Genomic DNA, 17,679 nt, shown 5'->3' on the forward strand with positions numbered 1-17,679 from the left:
GCGTTAACGACCAAGACCGAGAATCAGATCGATCCCGTATGCCATCAACTGATCAGCTGCGAAAAAGAAAATCGCAGCAAAAAACGCCATTACCATCACCATCGCGGTGGAAATGAGCGTTTCGCGACGCGAAGGCCACGTGACCTTTGCGGTTTCAGCGCGCACTTGCTGAAAAAAAGTTATTGGATTCGTTTTGGATGCCATTTACCGCTCGTGCGTGTCATGTTGCTGTAAACATTCTGTGTTGCCATTGAAACAACACCATCTGTCCACACCATTACGGCCCGTAAAGCTGATCGTTCAGCTCCACGCACCGCGTGTCTGTTGATGTTACATAGAACCGATTCCGGTAAAACACAAGGCCCCCGGATTCGTTTCTTTCCAAACATCTGCCCATTGCACCATCCAATCGTGCACCGGCAGACTATGTGTTGGCAGGGGAGACAGGATTCGAACCTGCGACCTACGGTTTTGGAGACCGCCGCTCTACCAACTGAGCTACTCCCCTATATGTTCGGGGCGTACATTCCACAAAGCGGAGAGCTTTTCAAGTCCCAAAGGTATGATCAAGGTGTCATTGACAAACTTCTCGAACCGATCCCACTGCCGAGACGCTCGATAATTGTTTATTTAGTGACGATTGCACTTAATTCAATGCAGTTTGCAGGTTTTGGCTCTTGCGCGCAGGTGCTCGCGCTGGAGAAATCGCCCACATCGCCGGGACCAGTTGTCATTCGAAAATTCAACAACTCATCATGGTCCAGAATGGAAATATCGCTTGCCGGAATTGAAAGCATTTTAGCGACAATGCCAGCGTCGACACCCATTTCATTGAAGTAAGCGTTGAGTCGTTTGCGATAACCTTTGGATAGTTCGGTTGTCTTGTACGTTCCGGTCGATCTACGCCCAACGATTTTCGTATCGACGATTTTCTTTTTGCCTTTCACGATCCGGTAGCGTGTCCGGTATTTTACCATTGTTTTGGTAACTGTGGTGGTGATCTGGTGGACACCAAGCTCTGCCCACAGACCCACAAAACGTTTGGTGCCGCCGGCAACGATAAATGGGCAAGCTGACATGCAAGCTGCCCAACCGGGATAGGCAAAGCCCGCATAAGCGCCATCCGAATATTTTGGCTTGCAACCTTTCTGGTCAGGATCACATTCATAGAAGCTGGTTTTTCCAACCGCAATGTCGAGCCCCCGCTTTCGGATCAAGCGTCCTATTTCCATGGCCGCGTCCACTGCACCGCCATTCGATTCTATCACAATGGGCAATCGCCGCTTGCCCAGCTGTCGCAGGACCTTGCGCAATCTTGAGGGGGTATTCGCTGTAATCGTACCCGAGGCCGCTATCCACTCCGGACAGGTTGGTTCGCAGCTTGCGGAAGCGTTCCGCACGATAGCAAACCGCATGGCCGGATCGGTGAGCTTGAAGGGCTTGGGAGCCTTGTCTGGGGTCGAAAGCCTTGCAGGAGCGTACGGCTCAGAAGGTACAGCACTTTTTGTGGGAAGATCGGGTAATCGAACCGGCGTATAGGGTACAGAAGAAACCCCACTACTCTTGGGGAGATCAGGAAGCCGAACGGGCGTATAGGGCTCAAAAAGCACCACGCCATTTTTTGGAGGCCGAACCTGCTTATTGGGACGATTAGTGTCAGAAGACACGAAGGAGCGTCCCAAGAGTCCGCCAGGAGTATAAGGGCGGCTGATATTTCCAGGGGTCGTAGCGCCTGGGCTCTTCGGGAGATCGGGTAACCGGACTGGCGTATAGGGGCGGCTGATATTTCCTGGTGTGGTAAAGCGCGGCTGATCCTCCGCCATGGTAGCAAGCGCCGGCGCCATCGCTATGTATTGCAGAACAGGGACCATCAGGAAAATGAGGAAGAAAAGCCGATAACGATATTTAACGGGTACTGTCTGGAACACTCTAACTCCGCAAAATATCTGGACCGGCTTTGCGTAAATTTGATACCAGAAGTTGTAGCTGAGAGAAATTAGACTTTGGTACTAAAACAGTGGAACAAAAAGGGCGGCCCAATGGACCGCCCTTCCCGATTCGAACTATCAGAATATATTACTCAATGATCGACGAGACGATGCCTGCACCAACGGTGCGGCCACCTTCACGGATAGCGAAGCGCAGCTTCTCTTCCATGGCGATCGGCACGATCAGCGTCACATCGACTGCGATGTTGTCGCCGGGCATGACCATTTCCGTGCCTTCCGGCAAAGTCACAACACCCGTCACGTCGGTCGTGCGGAAGTAGAACTGCGGACGGTAGTTGGAGAAGAATGGCGTATGACGGCCACCTTCGTCCTTCGTCAGGATGTAGGCTTCTGCCTTGAACTTGGTGTGCGGCTTGACCGAACCGGGCTTCGCCAGGATCTGGCCGCGCTCGACGTCTTCACGGCCAACGCCGCGGATCAGTGCGCCGATGTTGTCGCCGGCCTGGCCCTGGTCGAGCAGCTTGCGGAACATCTCGACGCCGGTCACCGTCGTCTTCGTCGTCGGCTTGATGCCGATGATCTCGACTTCTTCACCGACCTTGACGATCCCGCGCTCGACGCGGCCCGTCACAACCGTACCACGGCCGGAGATCGAGAAAACGTCTTCGATCGGCATCAGGAACGGCAGGTTGATCGGACGCTCAGGTGTCGGAATGTACTTGTCGACTTCCGCCATCAAGGCACGCACGGCGTCTTCGCCGATTTCCTTGTTTGAGTCTTCAAGCGCAGCCAAAGCCGAACCCTTGACGATCGGAATGTCGTCGCCGGGGAAATCATACTTCGACAGAAGCTCGCGTACTTCGAGCTCGACGAGTTCGAGAAGCTCGGCATCGTCAACCTGGTCGACCTTGTTCAGGAACACGACGATCGCCGGAACGCCAACCTGACGGGCAAGCAGAATGTGCTCGCGGGTCTGCGGCATCGGGCCGTCGGCAGCCGAAACGACGAGGATCGCGCCGTCCATCTGCGCCGCACCGGTGATCATGTTCTTCACATAGTCGGCGTGGCCGGGGCAATCGACGTGCGCATAGTGACGCGCAACCGTCTCATACTCGACGTGCGCCGTCGAAATCGTGATGCCGCGCGCCTTTTCTTCCGGTGCTGCGTCGATCTGGTCGTACGGCTTGTACTCACCGAAATACTTCGTAATCGCCGCCGTCAACGACGTCTTGCCATGGTCAACGTGACCAATCGTGCCAATGTTGACGTGCGGCTTGTTACGTTCAAACTTGCTCTTAGCCATAACTGTCGTTCTCTCGTCATCACAACCGGTCTAGGGCCGGCACCATGTTTGTAGCTGAGACGAGACAGCGCGCCGTCCGTCATCAAATCTGGAGCGGGTAGCGGGAATCGAACCCGCATATTCAGCTTGGAAGGCTGCTGCTCTACCACTGAGCTATACCCGCATATCCTGCTGATCCGTGCATCCTCTTGGACGCGGGAAGATACAGCAACACATAGATAGCGCATAACCCTTCCAAAACCGAATCGGGCTTTGGAGTATGCGCCAGGCGGTCGGTTCCGGCAGTGGTGGAGGAGGTTGGATTCGAACCAACGTAAGCCAAGCTAACGGATTTACAGTCCGTCCCCTTTAACCACTCGGGCACTCCTCCGGTCACTGCCGATGGAACCGCGCCATTTGGCACTCTGCACACAGCTCACCGGACATTGTTTCCCGGCTGCTGCTTGCGGAGGGCCTTATGCCGACTAGCCTTCGTGGTGTCAACACTTCCCTTCAGAAAATGAATGGCTTGTGAAAATAGCCTAAAGAATTATCGCGGTGAAGCAACCAGCACGCGCAATTTCAGCCACAAGCATGTATCGCCTTGCGCAGCGAAAGAGTATATGTCGCGCCATGACCGATCAAAAGCCAACCCATACACAAAAAGATTCTCACTACGCGACGCTGCGCCGTCAGTTCCGCGATCAAAAGGCCGGGGGCGCGCCGAAGCAAGCCGAACGCGCGTCACGGCCACCCGTCAGCGGCACGCCGGCGCCGGAAGGCCTCGTGCGGCTTTACGGTTTGCATACGGTGCGCGCAGCGCTGGACAACCCCGCCCGCAAGATCAAGCGGATGCTTGTTACCAAGAACGCGCTGGACCGGCTGGAAATCACCAACACCGACGCCCTGCCCTTCGATGTTGAAATCGTCGAGCCACGCGCCATCGACCGGGAAACCGGTTCGGAGGCGGTGCATCAGGGCGTGATGATCGAAGCGCAGCCGCTGAAGCCGCAATCGCTGAAAGCATTGCAGGAAAGTCCGCTGCTGCTGATTCTTGATCAGGTAACCGATCCGCACAATGTCGGCGCCATCATGCGTTCTGCCGTTGCCTTCGGCGCAGGCGCCATCATCACCACGGCCCGCCATAGTCCGCAGGAATCCGGTGTTCTGGCCAAGGCCGCGTCCGGCGCCCTCGAACTCATCCCCCATGTAGAGGTGCGCAATCTCGCCGATGCGATCGGTGAGTTGCACGATCTTGGTTTCACCACGATCGGCCTTGATTCGGAAGGGCCTCGCGAACTGGAAAAGACCATGACGCCGGGTCGTATCGCGCTGGTTCTCGGCGCCGAAGGCAAAGGCCTACGGCAGAAAACACGCGAAACCGTGACCCACCTCGCCCGGCTCGACATGCCCGGCGCAATCAAATCGCTCAACGTTTCGAACGCGGCGGCTATCTCGCTTTATGCGGCGCAACGCTTCTTGAGCACCAAAGATTAAATAAAAGACACGTTCGAATATTGTTCGAACCAGCGGTGTTCACTTCACGTCGGGTCCTTCTCACAATCGAGTCAGGGCCTTCACGGAGTGCGCCGATGCTGCGGAATAGTAAAGATTCGTTCGGTCTGATTTCGATCCTGTTCCACTGGATCATCGCACTGATTTTCCTTGGGCAGATTGTGCTCGGTTATTTGATGGTCAGGGTCAGCGACTTCACGCTGCAATTCAACCTCTACCAGTGGCACAAGTCCTTCGGTTTTCTTGTTCTCGGCCTCTCGGCGCTACGACTGCTGTGGAAATTTGCAAGCACGCGCCCGAGCGATCCCGCAACCATGAGCCACCTGGAACGAGTAGCGGCACACGGCGCCCATATCGTGCTTTATCTAAGCCTGTTTCTCATACCGCTGACAGGCTGGGCCATTGCGTCGAGTTCGCCCCTGCAAATACCGACATTCATGTTCAACCTCGTCGTGATACCACCGCTTCCGCTGACTGTATCCGATAGCGCCGAGGCATTCTGGACGGCAAGCCACGCTTACCTTGCCTATTTCTCGGCCTTCGTTGCCGTCTGCCACATCCTCGCGGCGCTGCACCACCATTTCTGGAAAAGAGATGCAATCTTAACGCGGATGCTCAACCCCCACCGCAAGGTTCCCGAGCAGACGTTAACTCAGGAAGTCAAATCATGAAGACTGATACTCAATTGTTGTCCACGGTCGCCCGGGTCGGGATTGCGCTTGCGCTTGCTCTTGCGTTCGCCCCGCTTGCCGCCAAAGCGGATACACTGTCCCAAGTTGCCGGCAGCTACAAAATCCAGCCCTCCTCGCGTATCGGTTTCTCGGTTGGGCAAGTGGGCGGAGGCGGAATAACCGGTGACTTCAAGAAGTTCTCAGGCGTCTTCAAGCTCCACCCGTCCAATATTGCCCAGTCGACGATCAACTTCACACTCTATCCGGAAAGTGTTTCCACCGGTCAGGCGCGCATCGAAAGTTTCCTGCGTTCCGACGCGGTTTTCGACTCTGCCAATTTCCCGACCATCACATTCAAATCAACCCAGATCACCCAGACCAGCCCGAATACGGCCAACGTGGCTGGAATGCTGACGGCGCGCGGCAAGACCAGCCCTGCAAGCTTTCAGGCCAGTCTGGCCGACCACGACAAGAACTCGATCACCTTTCACGTAGAGGGCAAGATCATGCGCTCGCGCTATGGCATGGATGTCGGCACGCCGATCTACTCCAACGTGGTTCAGTTCGACATGCAGATAGAGGGTCAGCGTTCATGATCCTTTCGTTTGAAACAGCACGTCTGGATCGCCGGTGCGCCATGCATGTCGAACTTCATACGATCGATGACCCATGTACCATCGGCTTTCGACAACTCGACATCGAGGATGTTCTTGAGCAGCAGATGACGGCTGTGATCGCCGCGCGGCAAATGTTGAGCCTCGATAAGCGCGAACAATTTGGCGTGCTCTCCGTCGTACCGGATGACACGCGGATTGGTGATGGTATGGGTCGTATCGAGCGTGCTCGTGGTCGAAAGTATCGTCTCGGCGATGACTTGCCGTCCTTCGAACACGAGTATCGTTACACCAAGCTTTTTCGCAACCGCCGTGAAATCAAGCGTCGCATTCCTCGAAAACGCCGATTCGAACAGAAGCCGGTCGCGCAGATCCTGTCCCGCGCCGAACCGGTAGAGCGCATCGACGATCGCGGTGAAGTCCTCCGGCGGAATCGCCAGGTGTTTAGACTTGTTGTGTGATTGCGCCGCTTCCATATTAGCCTCCAGGTTTGATTGAACCCAGATTTGGCAATATGGGGCAGGTCCCGCAAGAACGCACCGCAAGCATAGGAGCTTTCCAGATGCATAGTCATGCACCCCGCGAAAAGGAGCCTTGTTTCGAGCAATGTCCGGTACTGATCCGCGAAACGCTGGATCTGATCGCAGCCAAATGGACGGTTCCGATATTCTTCGCCCTGCAAAGCGCATCCGGGCCCGTACGTTATGCCGAACTTCAGCGCCGTCTCGGTGATATAACGCCGAAGGAACTTGCAAAGCATCTGCGGAATTTTGAAACGGCGGGGCTGGTAGAGCGCACCGTCCATCCGACGGTTCCGCCGCGCGTGGAATACGCATTGACCGAATTGGGCGAAAGCCTGCTGCCAAGCCTCCAGACCCTGGCGGACTGGGCGATCCGTTTTGGTGCTGTGGTGGCCGAAAACAAAATGAGCAACGAACGTTCAGCGCCCGTGCGCTTGATCAAGGCCGCCGGCATAAAATGATGCCTGCCGTTGCGAAGATTTGACTGTCAAAGAACCGGGTGTGCTTTCCCCTTGCCACGCCCGCTTTCGCGTCTGGCCATTGAATGGTGGTGGGAAGACGGGCGGTCGTCGAAGCGCGTCTTGGTAGAATAAAAATGCGATCCGAAGACCGCCCGTCCGGCGTTTTTTGATCCCGTCCGTTCCGCGTCGGAAACGCCAGCGGCCAGGACTGCGCCCAGCCAATCTGCCGCCCTCACAGTGCTCGTCCAGCACGCACCGGCCTTAGTACCGGCAGGGGAACCCTTGGACAGAACTTCCCCGGACGGCGGGTCCGTTACCCGCCATCGGAGGCGCCGATCCTCTCCCCACTTCGAACGGCTCCGGAAGCAGTTCCCCATGGAAAGGACCGGATTAGAATAAGCGAGGTTTGGAGAGCGTGGATAAGTCGCCAGGTATTTATTTGTCGCAAACGACATTTTTCATTTTACAGACGGAAGGTTTGTGCTAATCGGACGCCGCTGCCCTTGTAGCTCAGTTGGTAGAGCATCTGATTTGTAATCAGAGGGTCGGGAGTTCGAGTCTCTCCGGGGGCACCACAAACATCAAGAAAACCAAATAGATACCAAAGTGCAAAGCACCAGCGTCCCATCCCCGCTTGCACCTAAATCGCATTTTTTTTGCCTTGTAGCGAAAACGCGAGTTCCTGAAGGCACCATCATACCGCCCGACCTCGAATCGCGTTCCTTGGCCCGCTGTGGCTGAAAGCGGCGGCTTCTGGTGGCGAAGGCTCGGTCCCCAAGGACAAATTTTTGTCCTTGGTCAGATCGCTTGCAAAACGGCAGAGTCTGCCGCGGCTTCAGCGCTGCGAAAGGCACAGCGATCGTCGCCAAGTTGGCGCGCCTTCGTATCCGTGGACAATAATCATTCAATTACGAAAGATTTGCTTCCAATCTGTCTTCATGTCCACGACCGTCCATTGGTTCACGGCGGCGGCATCAAGGGCCTTGTCGAGGCGGCCGAACTCGGTGTCCCGATCATAGGCGTATTCGCGCTCCGCATCAGTATGATGAATGAGCATGCCGAAGTGTGTGCCCCCAGCCAGCGTCGTCCACTGCAACATTTCAAGATCGCCGTCTGAATTGCCGAACGCCGCGATCGGACGGCGCCCGATATGTTCGTTGATGCCGATCGGCTTCCCGACCTTGTCGTCGATGAAATTGACCTCAGGCAGGCGAAACAGGCTCGGTGCGCCGTCCTTCATATCGAACCGCGTCTTGATCGATGAACCGACAACCTGCTCGGGCGGGACGCCGTAGACCTGTTCCGACCAGGGGCGCATGAATTCGATGCCGCCACCCGATACGATGAAGGTCTTGAAGCCGTTGGCGCGAAGATAGGCGAGCAGTTCGAGCATCGGCTGATAGACGAGTTCGGTGTAGGGGCGCTGGAACCGCGGGTCGCGGGCCGTTGCAATCCAATCGGAAACAATGGTCTGGAACTGGGCGGTGGTCATACCGGAATGGGTCGTCGCTATGATCTCCATCAGGCCTTTCTCGCCTGCAGCCGCAAGAGCCTTCATATCGCCTTCCAGCACCGCCTTGAACGGTTGGGTCGTCGCCCAGTCCGGGTGTTGCGGCGCCAGCGCCTTGACGCGATCGAGCGCGAAGGCGAGCTGTGTGTACATGGGATGCTCGACCCACAAGGTGCCGTCATTGTCGAACACGGCAATACGTTCGGGTTCCGGGACAAAATCGGGCGTGCCCGCGGTGGTCACCTTTTCGACGAAGCTGACAATGGCCGCCTTCGGAGCGGTGTCGTTCCACGACGGCAGTGGGTCAGTCTGGGGCAGCGACGGCGTAACAAATAACAGAGCGGCTGCAATGCCCAACGCCGCGCCACGGGCCAGTTTGAGGAAATCACGGGTCGCGAACATGTGGAGACCTCCGTTGGTTGACCCTGTGCGTTGTCAGATATGCTCCTGGAACATGTGGCGGCCCCGGGTTGCTCCGGGGCCGCCGTCAGAGGATCAATTGCCCGGCTTGTTCTTGATCGCCGCATCGATCTGCCTCTTCACAGCATCGAGGTTGAAGGACGCCGGGTCCTGCATCGGCGGGTAGTCAACCGCCGTCAGGGCCAGTTTCGCGACCTCCTCCTGTACGGTGACGAACCGCCAGAACTCGCGAGCAAAGAAGTCATTCAAGTAGCCCCCACCGAGGTCGTTGAGGCTTTGCTCACCAATCGATGGCGTCCGCTCAAATGGATCCTGACGGATATTGACCATAGTGGGCATGTCCGTTGTTACCTTCGCACCAGGCCAACCCTGCGGCTGTTGATAGAACTGATACTTGAAGTCACCGATGCGAATTGCTCCCAGATGAGGGCCACCGAAGTAGAAAAATTCATCGCGGGCGGACGGCCCTTTGCCCTGTAGCAGGTCCAACTGGTTGTAACCGTCGAGGTGGTTCTTGTAGGTCTGGTCACCCAGCTTCACGCCCTTGAGCAACTGGTCGGTGATGTTGGGATTACCAGCAGCGGCCAAGAGAGTGGGGAACCAATCCAGAGCCGAGTATATGCCGTTCTCGACCGTGCCCGGTTTGATCTTGCCTGGCCAACGAATGATCGCCGGTGCGCGGAAGCCACCTTCCATCACCGTACCTTTGGTACCCTTGAACGGTGTCATGCCACCATCGGGCCACGTAAATACTTCTGCGCCGTTGTCGGTGGTGAAGACGACGATAGTATTGTCAGCTTCGCCCATGTCCTCAATGTGTTTCATGATGGCACCAACGCTGTCATCCAACTGCGCCATGCCAGCTTCTTCGAGACCATAATTGGTTTGGCTGTTCATCAGGCCCTGGTACTTGGGCGACAGAAACGTCCAGACGTGCATGCGCGTCGTATTGTGCCAGACGAAGAACGGTTTGCCGTCGTTCTTGGCCTTGTCCATGAAGTCGGTCGAAGCCTTGACCAGCACTTCATCGAAGGTCCCCATGTCGTATTTGGCCTTGGGCGTGATGTCATGCATGTTCGGAACGTTGGACATGTCGGCGAATGGCGCCAAGGGGCCTTCATCAACGATCTTCTGCTTGCCGACCTTGCCCCAACGCGGCTGCTCTGTCGTATCGTCCGTGTCCGTCGCAAAACTATGCACCACATCACGCGGGCCGACTTTATCGCGGTAAGCTTGATCATTCGGGAACGAATACCAATAGGGATCAGACATCGCGTCGAGGTGATACAGATACCCGAAGAATTCATCGAAGCCATGCAGCGTCGGCAGAAACTTGTTCAAATCGCCGAGATGGTTCTTGCCGAACTGGCCGGTGGCGTAGCCCTCGGTTTTGAGAGCGGCAGCGATGGTTGCGGCCTTGTCCGGCATGCCCACATCAGCCCCGGCCTGGCCGACGGTCGTCAGACCAGTGCGCAGCGGTATTTCACCGGTAATGAAACTCGCCCGGCCAGCAGTGCAACTCGCCTCGGCATAATAGTCGGTGAACATCATGCCTTCAGACGCCAGCTTGTCGAGGTTTGGCGTCTTTCCAGACATGATGCCCCGATGGTAGGCGCCGATATTGAACCAACCAACATCATCACCCATGATGACAACGATGTTGGGTTTCGCGTCCTGAGCTTGCGCCGGAACAGCGAATACGCTGCATGCTAATGCAGCGGCTAGCGCAAAGCATTTCACACTTCTCTTGTTCATGACTGCTATCCTCCCTTTTTTCTGGCTTGTGCGCCCGTTGCGAACGGGCATGGATGTGCGATCCCAAATCCCATCCCAAATCCTGAGGGGTCGCAGCCGCGTCTTCGCGGTCAATGGGGGCTATATTTCGGAAGCAGGATAGTAATCTCTTTATCGCCAAGCAGAGAGTACGTAACAGTTACAGCGTCATCATTGAATGGCTCTTTTCGTTGGAAGTGTCAGTGAACAGCTTACTCCAACCGGTCGCTCCCAATCAGCCGCAACAGGGCCACGACCAGACGGTTGGCACAATAGGTGAGAAGGAAGACCAGCAAGGCGCGCCACATAGGCCCCTGCAAAAAAGGGAGGAAAGAGAGACGTAACGTTTGCGCCTCTTCTCCTCCCAAGTAGGCTGACCGTTAAATCGGGGTATGATGGTCAGGGTCGGTAAGTCGGTCAGTGCCCCCAGAATACACCCGTTGCGGGTTGCGGTATGTGTGGCCATATGGCTATCCACCGAAAGGCGTATTCCGCCTCCTTGAGCGGCCTTCTCGCAGAGGAAAAAGGGAGGAGAGAGACAAACGCATGGCGGGGGGATGCTGTGCGTTCGTGAATCTCTATCTCCTCCCAGTCCTGGCCGATCAGTGGCGGGACTGGTAGTCCTCCTGATCAGCCGAGGGGAATAATACAACGGTGCGGGGGGAACGTATGTGTGACAAAGGAACTCCCTATCTCAAGTTGCATCAACCCTGAACACTACAACTTTGCCTTTCCGGAGGGTCGTAAAAGACTCAGGCCCGAAAGTGAAACGGTGCGCGCAAAAAGGCTCGACCTTTGCAAAAATCTAGTGGTTATCGGCTTCCTGTACCCACTATGGGTTGATTTCGCGTGGGCGAATCAGGTCAAATCGTCGAATGGCGCGGCAATTGCGGCTGGAAGGATGACCGAAATGACCATGAGCTTCGAGGAGTTTCAGGGTTCGCGTGATTACAGTGACGACCTCTATGCCATCGGTTTGTGCGAAGGCGAAGGCTATGTCTACGCTGATGGGCTTTGTTGCATCGAAAAAAGCGGTGCTGTGTACTTGCTTCACAGCGGCGACCGCACAGTGGTCGATACCGATCTCGCCAAACTGGAGCGCGAGCTTTATCAGCGATTTTATTTGGCCGCAGCGGCGTGACCATCTGTACTCGCAGCACATAGAATATTGAAGCCATTGGCGGCCGGCGGCCGTTCACTTCGGGTTGACTGGTACAGCGCCTTTCTGTGCCTTCCGGGGCGCTATCAATTTCCAGAATGTTTCATGGTCTTTTTGCCAGATCGCTTCCAGCGTGTTAGGTCGTTCCCAGTCGTTCGGATATGCAGGCAGACATGAACCGGAAAATCGAAACATTTGCTTTTCTTTCCTCCGGTACGCCGGATTCCGACGAGGCGCTGCATGATCTGACGAGGATTTATGGGCAGGCCGAGGCCAAGGATGCCGATGTTATCATCGCGCTTGGCGGCGATGGCTTCATGCTGCAGACGCTGCAGAATTACATGAACCAGGGCAAGATGATCTATGGCATGAACCGCGGATCCGTCGGTTTCCTGATGAACGAGTTCAGCGATACGGCGCTGAAGGAACGGGTGGAGGCCGCGCAGTCCGAGACTATCCGGCCGTTGAAGATGGTGACGGAATCTGCCGAAGACGGTTCGTTTACGGCGTTTGCACTGAATGAAGTCTCCTTGCTGCGTCAGTCATACCAGGCTGCCAAGATCAGGATCAGCGTCGATGACAAGGTGCGCCTGGAAGAACTGATCTGCGACGGCGTCATGGTCGCGACGCCCGCCGGGTCGACCGCATATAACCTTTCCGCGCAAGGGCCGATCCTGCCGCTCGATGCACGGCTCCTCGCCCTCACCCCGGTTTCCGCCTTTCGCCCCCGGCGCTGGCGCGGCGCGCTCCTGCCGAACAAGGTGACGGTGCGGTTCGATATCCTCGAGCCGGAGAAGCGGCCGGTGAATGCCGTCGCCGATCACACGGAAGTAAAATCCGTTCTATCCGTCACGGTTGAGGAAGCATCTCAACTCAGGGCGACCATTCTGTTTGACAAGAACCATTCCTGGAACGAACGAATTCTCAAGGAACAGTTCCTTTATTGACAACATCAGAATAAAATGATGCACAATTGTAACGAACTCTTAAATCTCACTTGATCCAAGAGTTGACTTTTGCTGGCATGCGCCGTAACGCCATTGTCAGCAAACGCTGTGCAAATCGAGCGCCTGATGCTTTATGCAGATGACGCCCTAGGCCGACAACAGGCATGCGCGGCACCGACTGCAGATAGAAAGTTAAATCTCCATTGACCACCTTTGCTGATCTGGGCCTTTCGCCGAAAGTGCTCGATGCTGTAGAAGCAGCAGGATATACAATACCAACACCGATCCAGCTTGGCGCGATCCCGCATGCGCTGCAACGCAAGGACGTCCTCGGCATCGCCCAGACCGGAACCGGCAAGACCGCCTCTTTCGTCCTGCCCATGCTGACGCTGCTCGAACAGGGCCGGGCCCGCGCACGCATGCCGCGCACGCTGATCCTCGAACCGACGCGCGAGCTCGCGGCGCAGGTCGAAGAGAACTTCGTCAAGTATGGCAAGAACCATCGCCTTAACGTCGCGCTCTTGATTGGCGGCGTTTCCTTCGACGACCAGTTGCGCAAGCTCGAACGCGGCGCCGATGTTCTGATCGCAACGCCGGGACGGCTGCTCGATCACTTCGAACGCGGCAAGCTGCTTTTGAGCGCTGTCGATATTCTCGTCATCGACGAGGCCGATCGCATGCTCGACATGGGCTTCATTCCGGATATCGAGCGCATCTGCAAGTTGATCCCCTTCACTCGCCAGACGCTGTTCTTCTCGGCAACGATGCCGCCGGAAATCACCAAGCTGACCGAGCAGTTCCTGCATTCTCCCGTTCGCATCGAAGTTGCCAAGGCCGCCACCACGGCCAAGACGGTTGAGCAGCAGCTGGTCAAGTCAGGTAAAAAGGACTGGGAAAAGCGCGCGGTGCTGCGGGATCTCATCCGTGCCGAGGCTGACGGACTGAAGAACGCGATCATCTTCTGCAATCGCAAGAAGGATGTATCCGAGCTTTTCCGCTCGCTGGTGAAGCACGAATTCGATGCCGGCGCCCTGCACGGCGACATGGATCAGCGCGCGCGCACGACCATGCTGGCGAACTTCAAGGACAACAAGCTGAAGATACTCGTTGCGTCCGACGTCGCCGCGCGCGGCCTCGACATTCCCGATGTCAGCCATGTTTTCAATTTCGATGTGCCAATCCATTCGGAAGATTACGTCCACCGCATTGGCCGTACGGGCCGCGCAGGACGCTCCGGCAAGGCCTTCACACTGGTGACGCCAGCCGACGTCAAATATCTCGCGTCGATCGAGAAGCTGATTGGCGAGGATATCAACTGGTATGACGGCGATCTGTCCACCCTGCCCGTCTCAACCGAGCCGGACGATGCACCGCGCCGTGGCCGCAATGGTCGCGACAAGAGCGCGCCAAAGCGCAGGCCTCGCAATGAGGGCCGTGAACGCGAACGTCCGCAATCAGAAATCGACATCATCGCGGCAGCTGAAAAGGCCAAAGAGGTTGACGCCCAGCCAATAATTGATGATCAGCCAATCATACGCACCGCTGAGAAGCCGCAAAAGGCAGCGATCAAAGCCGAGAATGAACAGCGCCGTGCCCGCGTTCCGCACACCGAACAGCGCCGCGATCATCGTCGCGACCGCGACGACATGGGTTCCGCACCGATTGGTTTCGGTGATGAAATCCCGGCGTTCATGCTGATCGACACAAAGGTCTGATAATTTATTGCGGGCTCGCGAGCGCTACTTGGCCACGCGCAATGATGCTTCGTAGGCGCGTTTTGCCCATTCCGTCATGATGTCGGGGTCATCGAAGGCATCTTCGGGGATCGACCAATAGGGCATGCCGACAGGCGTCTTGCCCTCGCGCGCATAGGTCCATTGCCGGCAACCGGCAGCTTCGAATTGAGGCGCTGAGACCTTGTCTGCCTTGAGAAGGAGTTCGTCACTGACTTCGAGCGCGATGATCGTGCCCTCGAAATAGATGCCCTTGCCGCCAAACATGCGTTTGATGGTGACCGGGCCAAGCCCTGAAAACAAATCTTGAATTGCGTCATTGTCCATGACGACGAGGATCAGGAAGCGGCTGAAGCCAGCGCTTCCGGCTTGGCCGGCGTCAATTCAACCGACTCGCCGCAACCGCAGGCTGAAGTCTGGTTGGGATTGTTGAAGACGAAGCCTGTACGCAGCTTGGTCACTTCAAAATCCATCTGGGTGCCAAGGAGGTAAAGCACGGCTTCCGGCGCGACGAAAACCTTCGAGCCGTATTTCTCGACCACATCATCACCGGCTTTCGCTTCGGTAACGAGATCGATCATATACTCCATGCCAGCGCAGCCGCCCTTCTTGATGCCGACGCGAATGCCGAGCGCATTCTCGCGCGTCGCCACGATTTCGCTCACGCGCTGCGCGGCGGCGTCAGTCAACGTCATGACAGAAAAACGACCCATTTCTCATCTCTCTTGTTCGAGATCGCCGGAACGATCATTCGATACCATAGTTAGTGTTACACAACCGTCACTGCAAGTGTTCAAACTGCTTCAGAGCCACAAACACGACCGGCAGAGGGCTGAAATCATGCATTATCGCCATCTCGTTCTTTGCAGCATAGCCGCGCTGGCGTTAAACGTTTCACCAGCACTGGCTCAGGAAACAAAACAGCCTGAGTCGCCTACACCCGCGGAAACGCCAACGCCAAAGGAATCAACGGAAACGGCGACTCAGACGCCGCCGGAATATCTCGACGACCGGAGCACGCCCGAAACCCTGATCAAGTCCTACTACAATGCCATCAACCGGCAGGAATATGCCCGCGCCTACAGCTATTATGCTTCGGACAGCCCGCCGCAGCCTTTCCCGCAATTCCAGGCCGGCTATGAGAACACGAAGTCGGTCACGGTGCTGTTTGGCAAGGCTCAAGGCGAAGGCGCAGCCGGTTCAGCCTATTGGAGCCAGCCGCTGGCGATCAAATCCGAGGCCAACGACGGGACTAATACGGTGTTCAATGGCTGCTATCGTCTGAGATTGGCAAACCCGGCAATTCAGGGCGTTCCCTACGTGCCGCTGTCCATACTTGACGGAACGCTGCAGAAATCCGATCAGCCGCTCGAACAGAGTGTGCCCGAAGGTTGCGAAGCTCCCTAAACGACTTGGCCTAGTACCAGCCGACCGCGACTTGCGCCTCTTCCGACATGCGTTCGGGCGTCCAAGGTGGATCGAAGGTCATGGTGACGTCAACGAAACTCACGCCCTCAACCGCGCCGACAGCGTCCTGCACCCAACCAGGCATTTCACCGGCAACCGGGCAGCCAGGAGCTGTCAGCGTCATTTCGATCTTGACCGAGCGGTCGTCCTCGATGTCGATCTTGTAGACGAGACCAAGCTCATAGATGTCGGCGGGAATTTCCGGGTCATAGACGGTTTTCAACGCCCCGATGACATCATCGGTCATCCGCGCCAGTTCGTCGGCTGGAATAGCCGAGACGGCTGCGGTCCCGACCTCGGTATGTTTGGACTCTGAATGGGTCACACCTTCGTCTGTGATCGGCGTTTCAGCCTTTTCCAGTGTCTCGACTTTGTCGGTCATGGTCATCACCCAAAGAATTTCCGCGCCTTTTCCAGCGCATCGGCGAGAACATCGATCTCGTCTCTCGTATTATACATCGCAAACGATGCACGGCATGTGGATGTTACACCGAAACGTTTCAATAGCGGCTGGGCGCAATGGGTGCCCGCGCGCACAGCGACACCGGCACGGTCGATCACCATAGAAACGTCATGGGCATGGATACCTTGCAGTTCGAAGGAAATGATCGCGCCCTTGCCCTTGGCATCGCCGAAAATCCGCAGGGAATTGATCTCGCGCAGCCGCTGGTGGGCATAGTCGCGCAAATCTTCCTCATGGGCGAGAATGGCTGCACGGCCAATCTTCTCGACATATTCGATCGCCGCCCCAAGCCCGATCGCCTGGGCGATCGGCGGTGTGCCGGCTTCGAACCTGTGTGGTGGATGATTGTAAGTGACGATATCCTCGGTCACCTCCTCGATCATCTCGCCGCCGCCCTGGAACGGCCGCATCGCTTCGAACATTTCCTTGCGCCCATAAAGCACGCCGATGCCGGACGGTCCGTAGATCTTGTGGCCGGTGAAAATATACCAGTCGCAGCCGAGATCCTGCACATCGACCGGCAGGTGCACCGCACCCTGGCTGCCATCGACCAGCACCGGAATACCGCGTGCATGGGCGATCCGGACAATCTCCTTGATCGGCGTCACAGTGCCGAGCACGTTTGACATATGGGTGATAGCGACGAGCTTGGTGCGATCCGTCAACCGCTTCTCGAATTCTTCGATGTGGAATGCACCCTGATCATCCACAGGGACCCAGATGAGCTTTGCACCCTGCCGCTCGCGAATGAAATGCCACGGTACGATGTTCGAGTGGTGCTCCATAATCGAAAGCACGATCTCGTCACCCTCACCGATATTCGGCATGCCATAGCCATAGGCGACGGTATTGATCGACTCTGTCGCAGATTTGGTGAAAACAATCTCATCGACGGAGGATGCATTGAGAAAGCGGCGAACGTTTTCCCGTGCTTTTTCATAGGCATCGGTGGCAGCATTCGACAGGAAATGCAGGCCGCGATGCACATTGGCATATTCGTTGGAATAGGTGTGAGTCACCTTATCGATGACAGCCTGTGGCTTCTGGGCCGAAGCGCCATTATCAAGATACACTAGCGGCTTGCCATAGACTTCGCGCGACAGGATCGGGAAATCCTGGCGTATTGCCTCTACGTCATAGCCGCTTTGAATGATCTTTGTATCCATGATAGCCGCGCTTTCCATATAGGTTCAG

Annotated in this window: 18 protein-coding genes and 4 tRNA genes; 9 read left to right on the top strand and 13 right to left on the bottom strand. The window is 56.4% G+C overall.

Translation table 11 applies throughout. From position 1 onward, the window contains the following. Positions 1-3 precede the first annotated feature (3 nt). The 6 genes from secE to ACSQ3H_RS16785 form a co-directional block, all read right to left on the bottom strand. Positions 4-204, bottom strand: a complete 201-nt coding sequence (secE, locus tag ACSQ3H_RS16760) for a preprotein translocase subunit SecE (protein ID WP_250020275.1) — start codon at positions 202-204, stop codon at positions 4-6. 228 nt (positions 205-432) lie between these two features. Then, a tRNA-Trp gene (locus ACSQ3H_RS16765) sits at positions 433-508 on the bottom strand. Between the two features lie 118 nt (positions 509-626). After that, positions 627-1,928 (bottom strand): hypothetical protein, encoded by a 1,302-nt coding sequence (locus ACSQ3H_RS16770; protein ID WP_436118070.1) that lies wholly within the window; start codon positions 1,926-1,928, stop codon positions 627-629. Between the two features lie 148 nt (positions 1,929-2,076). Next, positions 2,077-3,252: an elongation factor Tu gene (tuf, locus tag ACSQ3H_RS16775; protein ID WP_436118064.1), complete on the bottom strand. Its 1,176-nt coding sequence runs from the start codon at positions 3,250-3,252 to the stop codon at positions 2,077-2,079. Positions 3,253-3,341: 89 nt separating this feature from the next. Further along, positions 3,342-3,415: transfer RNA gene (locus ACSQ3H_RS16780), tRNA-Gly, on the bottom strand. A 122-nt stretch (positions 3,416-3,537) separates the two neighbouring features. Further along, a tRNA-Tyr gene (locus ACSQ3H_RS16785) sits at positions 3,538-3,622 on the bottom strand. A gap of 242 nt (positions 3,623-3,864) precedes the next feature. Between ACSQ3H_RS16785 and rlmB the strand changes: the two genes are divergently transcribed. The 3 genes from rlmB (at position 3,865) to ACSQ3H_RS16800 (ending at position 6,013) form a co-directional block, all read left to right on the top strand. Then, complete coding sequence (rlmB, locus tag ACSQ3H_RS16790) at positions 3,865-4,728, top strand: 23S rRNA (guanosine(2251)-2'-O)-methyltransferase RlmB (RefSeq protein ID WP_436118071.1); 864 nt, start codon at positions 3,865-3,867, stop codon at positions 4,726-4,728. Positions 4,729-4,823: 95 nt separating this feature from the next. Then, on the top strand, positions 4,824-5,417 hold the full coding sequence (locus ACSQ3H_RS16795; RefSeq protein ID WP_436118072.1) for a cytochrome b: 594 nt from the start codon (positions 4,824-4,826) through the stop codon (positions 5,415-5,417). Next, positions 5,414-6,013, top strand: coding sequence for a YceI family protein (locus tag ACSQ3H_RS16800; protein WP_436118073.1), 600 nt, complete (start codon positions 5,414-5,416; stop codon positions 6,011-6,013). Before ACSQ3H_RS16795 ends, ACSQ3H_RS16800 begins: the two co-directional genes overlap by 4 nt. Here the strand turns inward: ACSQ3H_RS16800 and ACSQ3H_RS16805 are convergent. Next, positions 6,001-6,507: a nuclear transport factor 2 family protein gene (locus tag ACSQ3H_RS16805; RefSeq protein ID WP_436118074.1), complete on the bottom strand. Its 507-nt coding sequence runs from the start codon at positions 6,505-6,507 to the stop codon at positions 6,001-6,003. The two genes, ACSQ3H_RS16800 and ACSQ3H_RS16805, sit on opposite strands and share 13 nt — an antisense overlap. Positions 6,508-6,593: 86 nt before the next feature. Between ACSQ3H_RS16805 and ACSQ3H_RS16810 the strand changes: the two genes are divergently transcribed. Both ACSQ3H_RS16810 and ACSQ3H_RS16815 read left to right on the top strand, forming a co-directional pair. Next, complete coding sequence (locus ACSQ3H_RS16810; protein WP_436118075.1) at positions 6,594-7,013, top strand: winged helix-turn-helix transcriptional regulator; 420 nt, start codon at positions 6,594-6,596, stop codon at positions 7,011-7,013. A 499-nt stretch (positions 7,014-7,512) separates the two neighbouring features. Further along, positions 7,513-7,588, top strand: a tRNA-Thr gene (locus ACSQ3H_RS16815). 329 nt (positions 7,589-7,917) lie between these two features. Here ACSQ3H_RS16815 and ACSQ3H_RS16820 read toward each other — a convergent pair. Both ACSQ3H_RS16820 and ACSQ3H_RS16825 read right to left on the bottom strand, forming a co-directional pair. Beyond that, entirely contained in the window at positions 7,918-8,925 is a 1,008-nt protein-coding gene (locus ACSQ3H_RS16820; protein WP_436118076.1) for an HAD family hydrolase, read from the bottom strand. A 93-nt stretch (positions 8,926-9,018) separates the two neighbouring features. Next, positions 9,019-10,698, bottom strand: coding sequence for an arylsulfatase (locus ACSQ3H_RS16825; RefSeq protein ID WP_436118077.1), 1,680 nt, complete (start codon positions 10,696-10,698; stop codon positions 9,019-9,021). A gap of 691 nt (positions 10,699-11,389) precedes the next feature. Between ACSQ3H_RS16825 and ACSQ3H_RS16830 the strand changes: the two genes are divergently transcribed. The 3 genes from ACSQ3H_RS16830 (at position 11,390) to ACSQ3H_RS16840 (ending at position 14,537) form a co-directional block, all read left to right on the top strand. Beyond that, on the top strand, positions 11,390-11,857 hold the full coding sequence (locus ACSQ3H_RS16830) for a hypothetical protein (protein ID WP_436118078.1): 468 nt from the start codon (positions 11,390-11,392) through the stop codon (positions 11,855-11,857). A 191-nt stretch (positions 11,858-12,048) separates the two neighbouring features. Then, positions 12,049-12,822, top strand: coding sequence for an NAD kinase (locus tag ACSQ3H_RS16835; protein ID WP_436118079.1), 774 nt, complete (start codon positions 12,049-12,051; stop codon positions 12,820-12,822). Between the two features lie 203 nt (positions 12,823-13,025). Next, positions 13,026-14,537, top strand: coding sequence for a DEAD/DEAH box helicase (locus ACSQ3H_RS16840; RefSeq protein ID WP_436118080.1), 1,512 nt, complete (start codon positions 13,026-13,028; stop codon positions 14,535-14,537). A gap of 24 nt (positions 14,538-14,561) precedes the next feature. On the opposite strand, the gene ACSQ3H_RS16845 is transcribed toward ACSQ3H_RS16840, so the two are convergent. Further along, on the bottom strand, positions 14,562-14,882 hold the full coding sequence (locus tag ACSQ3H_RS16845) for a TfoX/Sxy family protein (protein ID WP_436118081.1): 321 nt from the start codon (positions 14,880-14,882) through the stop codon (positions 14,562-14,564). 11 nt (positions 14,883-14,893) lie between these two features. Continuing rightward, complete coding sequence (sufA, locus tag ACSQ3H_RS16850) at positions 14,894-15,268, bottom strand: Fe-S cluster assembly scaffold SufA (RefSeq protein WP_436118082.1); 375 nt, start codon at positions 15,266-15,268, stop codon at positions 14,894-14,896. A 127-nt stretch (positions 15,269-15,395) separates the two neighbouring features. On the opposite strand from sufA, the gene ACSQ3H_RS16855 reads away from it, so the two are divergent. Continuing rightward, positions 15,396-15,962, top strand: coding sequence for a hypothetical protein (locus tag ACSQ3H_RS16855; RefSeq protein WP_436118083.1), 567 nt, complete (start codon positions 15,396-15,398; stop codon positions 15,960-15,962). A gap of 10 nt (positions 15,963-15,972) precedes the next feature. On the opposite strand, the gene ACSQ3H_RS16860 is transcribed toward ACSQ3H_RS16855, so the two are convergent. Together ACSQ3H_RS16860 and ACSQ3H_RS16865 are read right to left on the bottom strand one after the other, a co-directional pair. Then, complete coding sequence (locus tag ACSQ3H_RS16860; protein WP_436118084.1) at positions 15,973-16,404, bottom strand: SUF system Fe-S cluster assembly protein; 432 nt, start codon at positions 16,402-16,404, stop codon at positions 15,973-15,975. 5 nt (positions 16,405-16,409) lie between these two features. Next, entirely contained in the window at positions 16,410-17,651 is a 1,242-nt protein-coding gene (locus ACSQ3H_RS16865) for a cysteine desulfurase (protein ID WP_436118085.1), read from the bottom strand. Between the last annotated feature and the right edge of the window lie 28 nt (positions 17,652-17,679).

Source organism: Phyllobacterium sp. LjRoot231, from assembly GCF_964253365.1.
GTDB lineage: Bacteria > Pseudomonadota > Alphaproteobacteria > Rhizobiales > Rhizobiaceae > Phyllobacterium.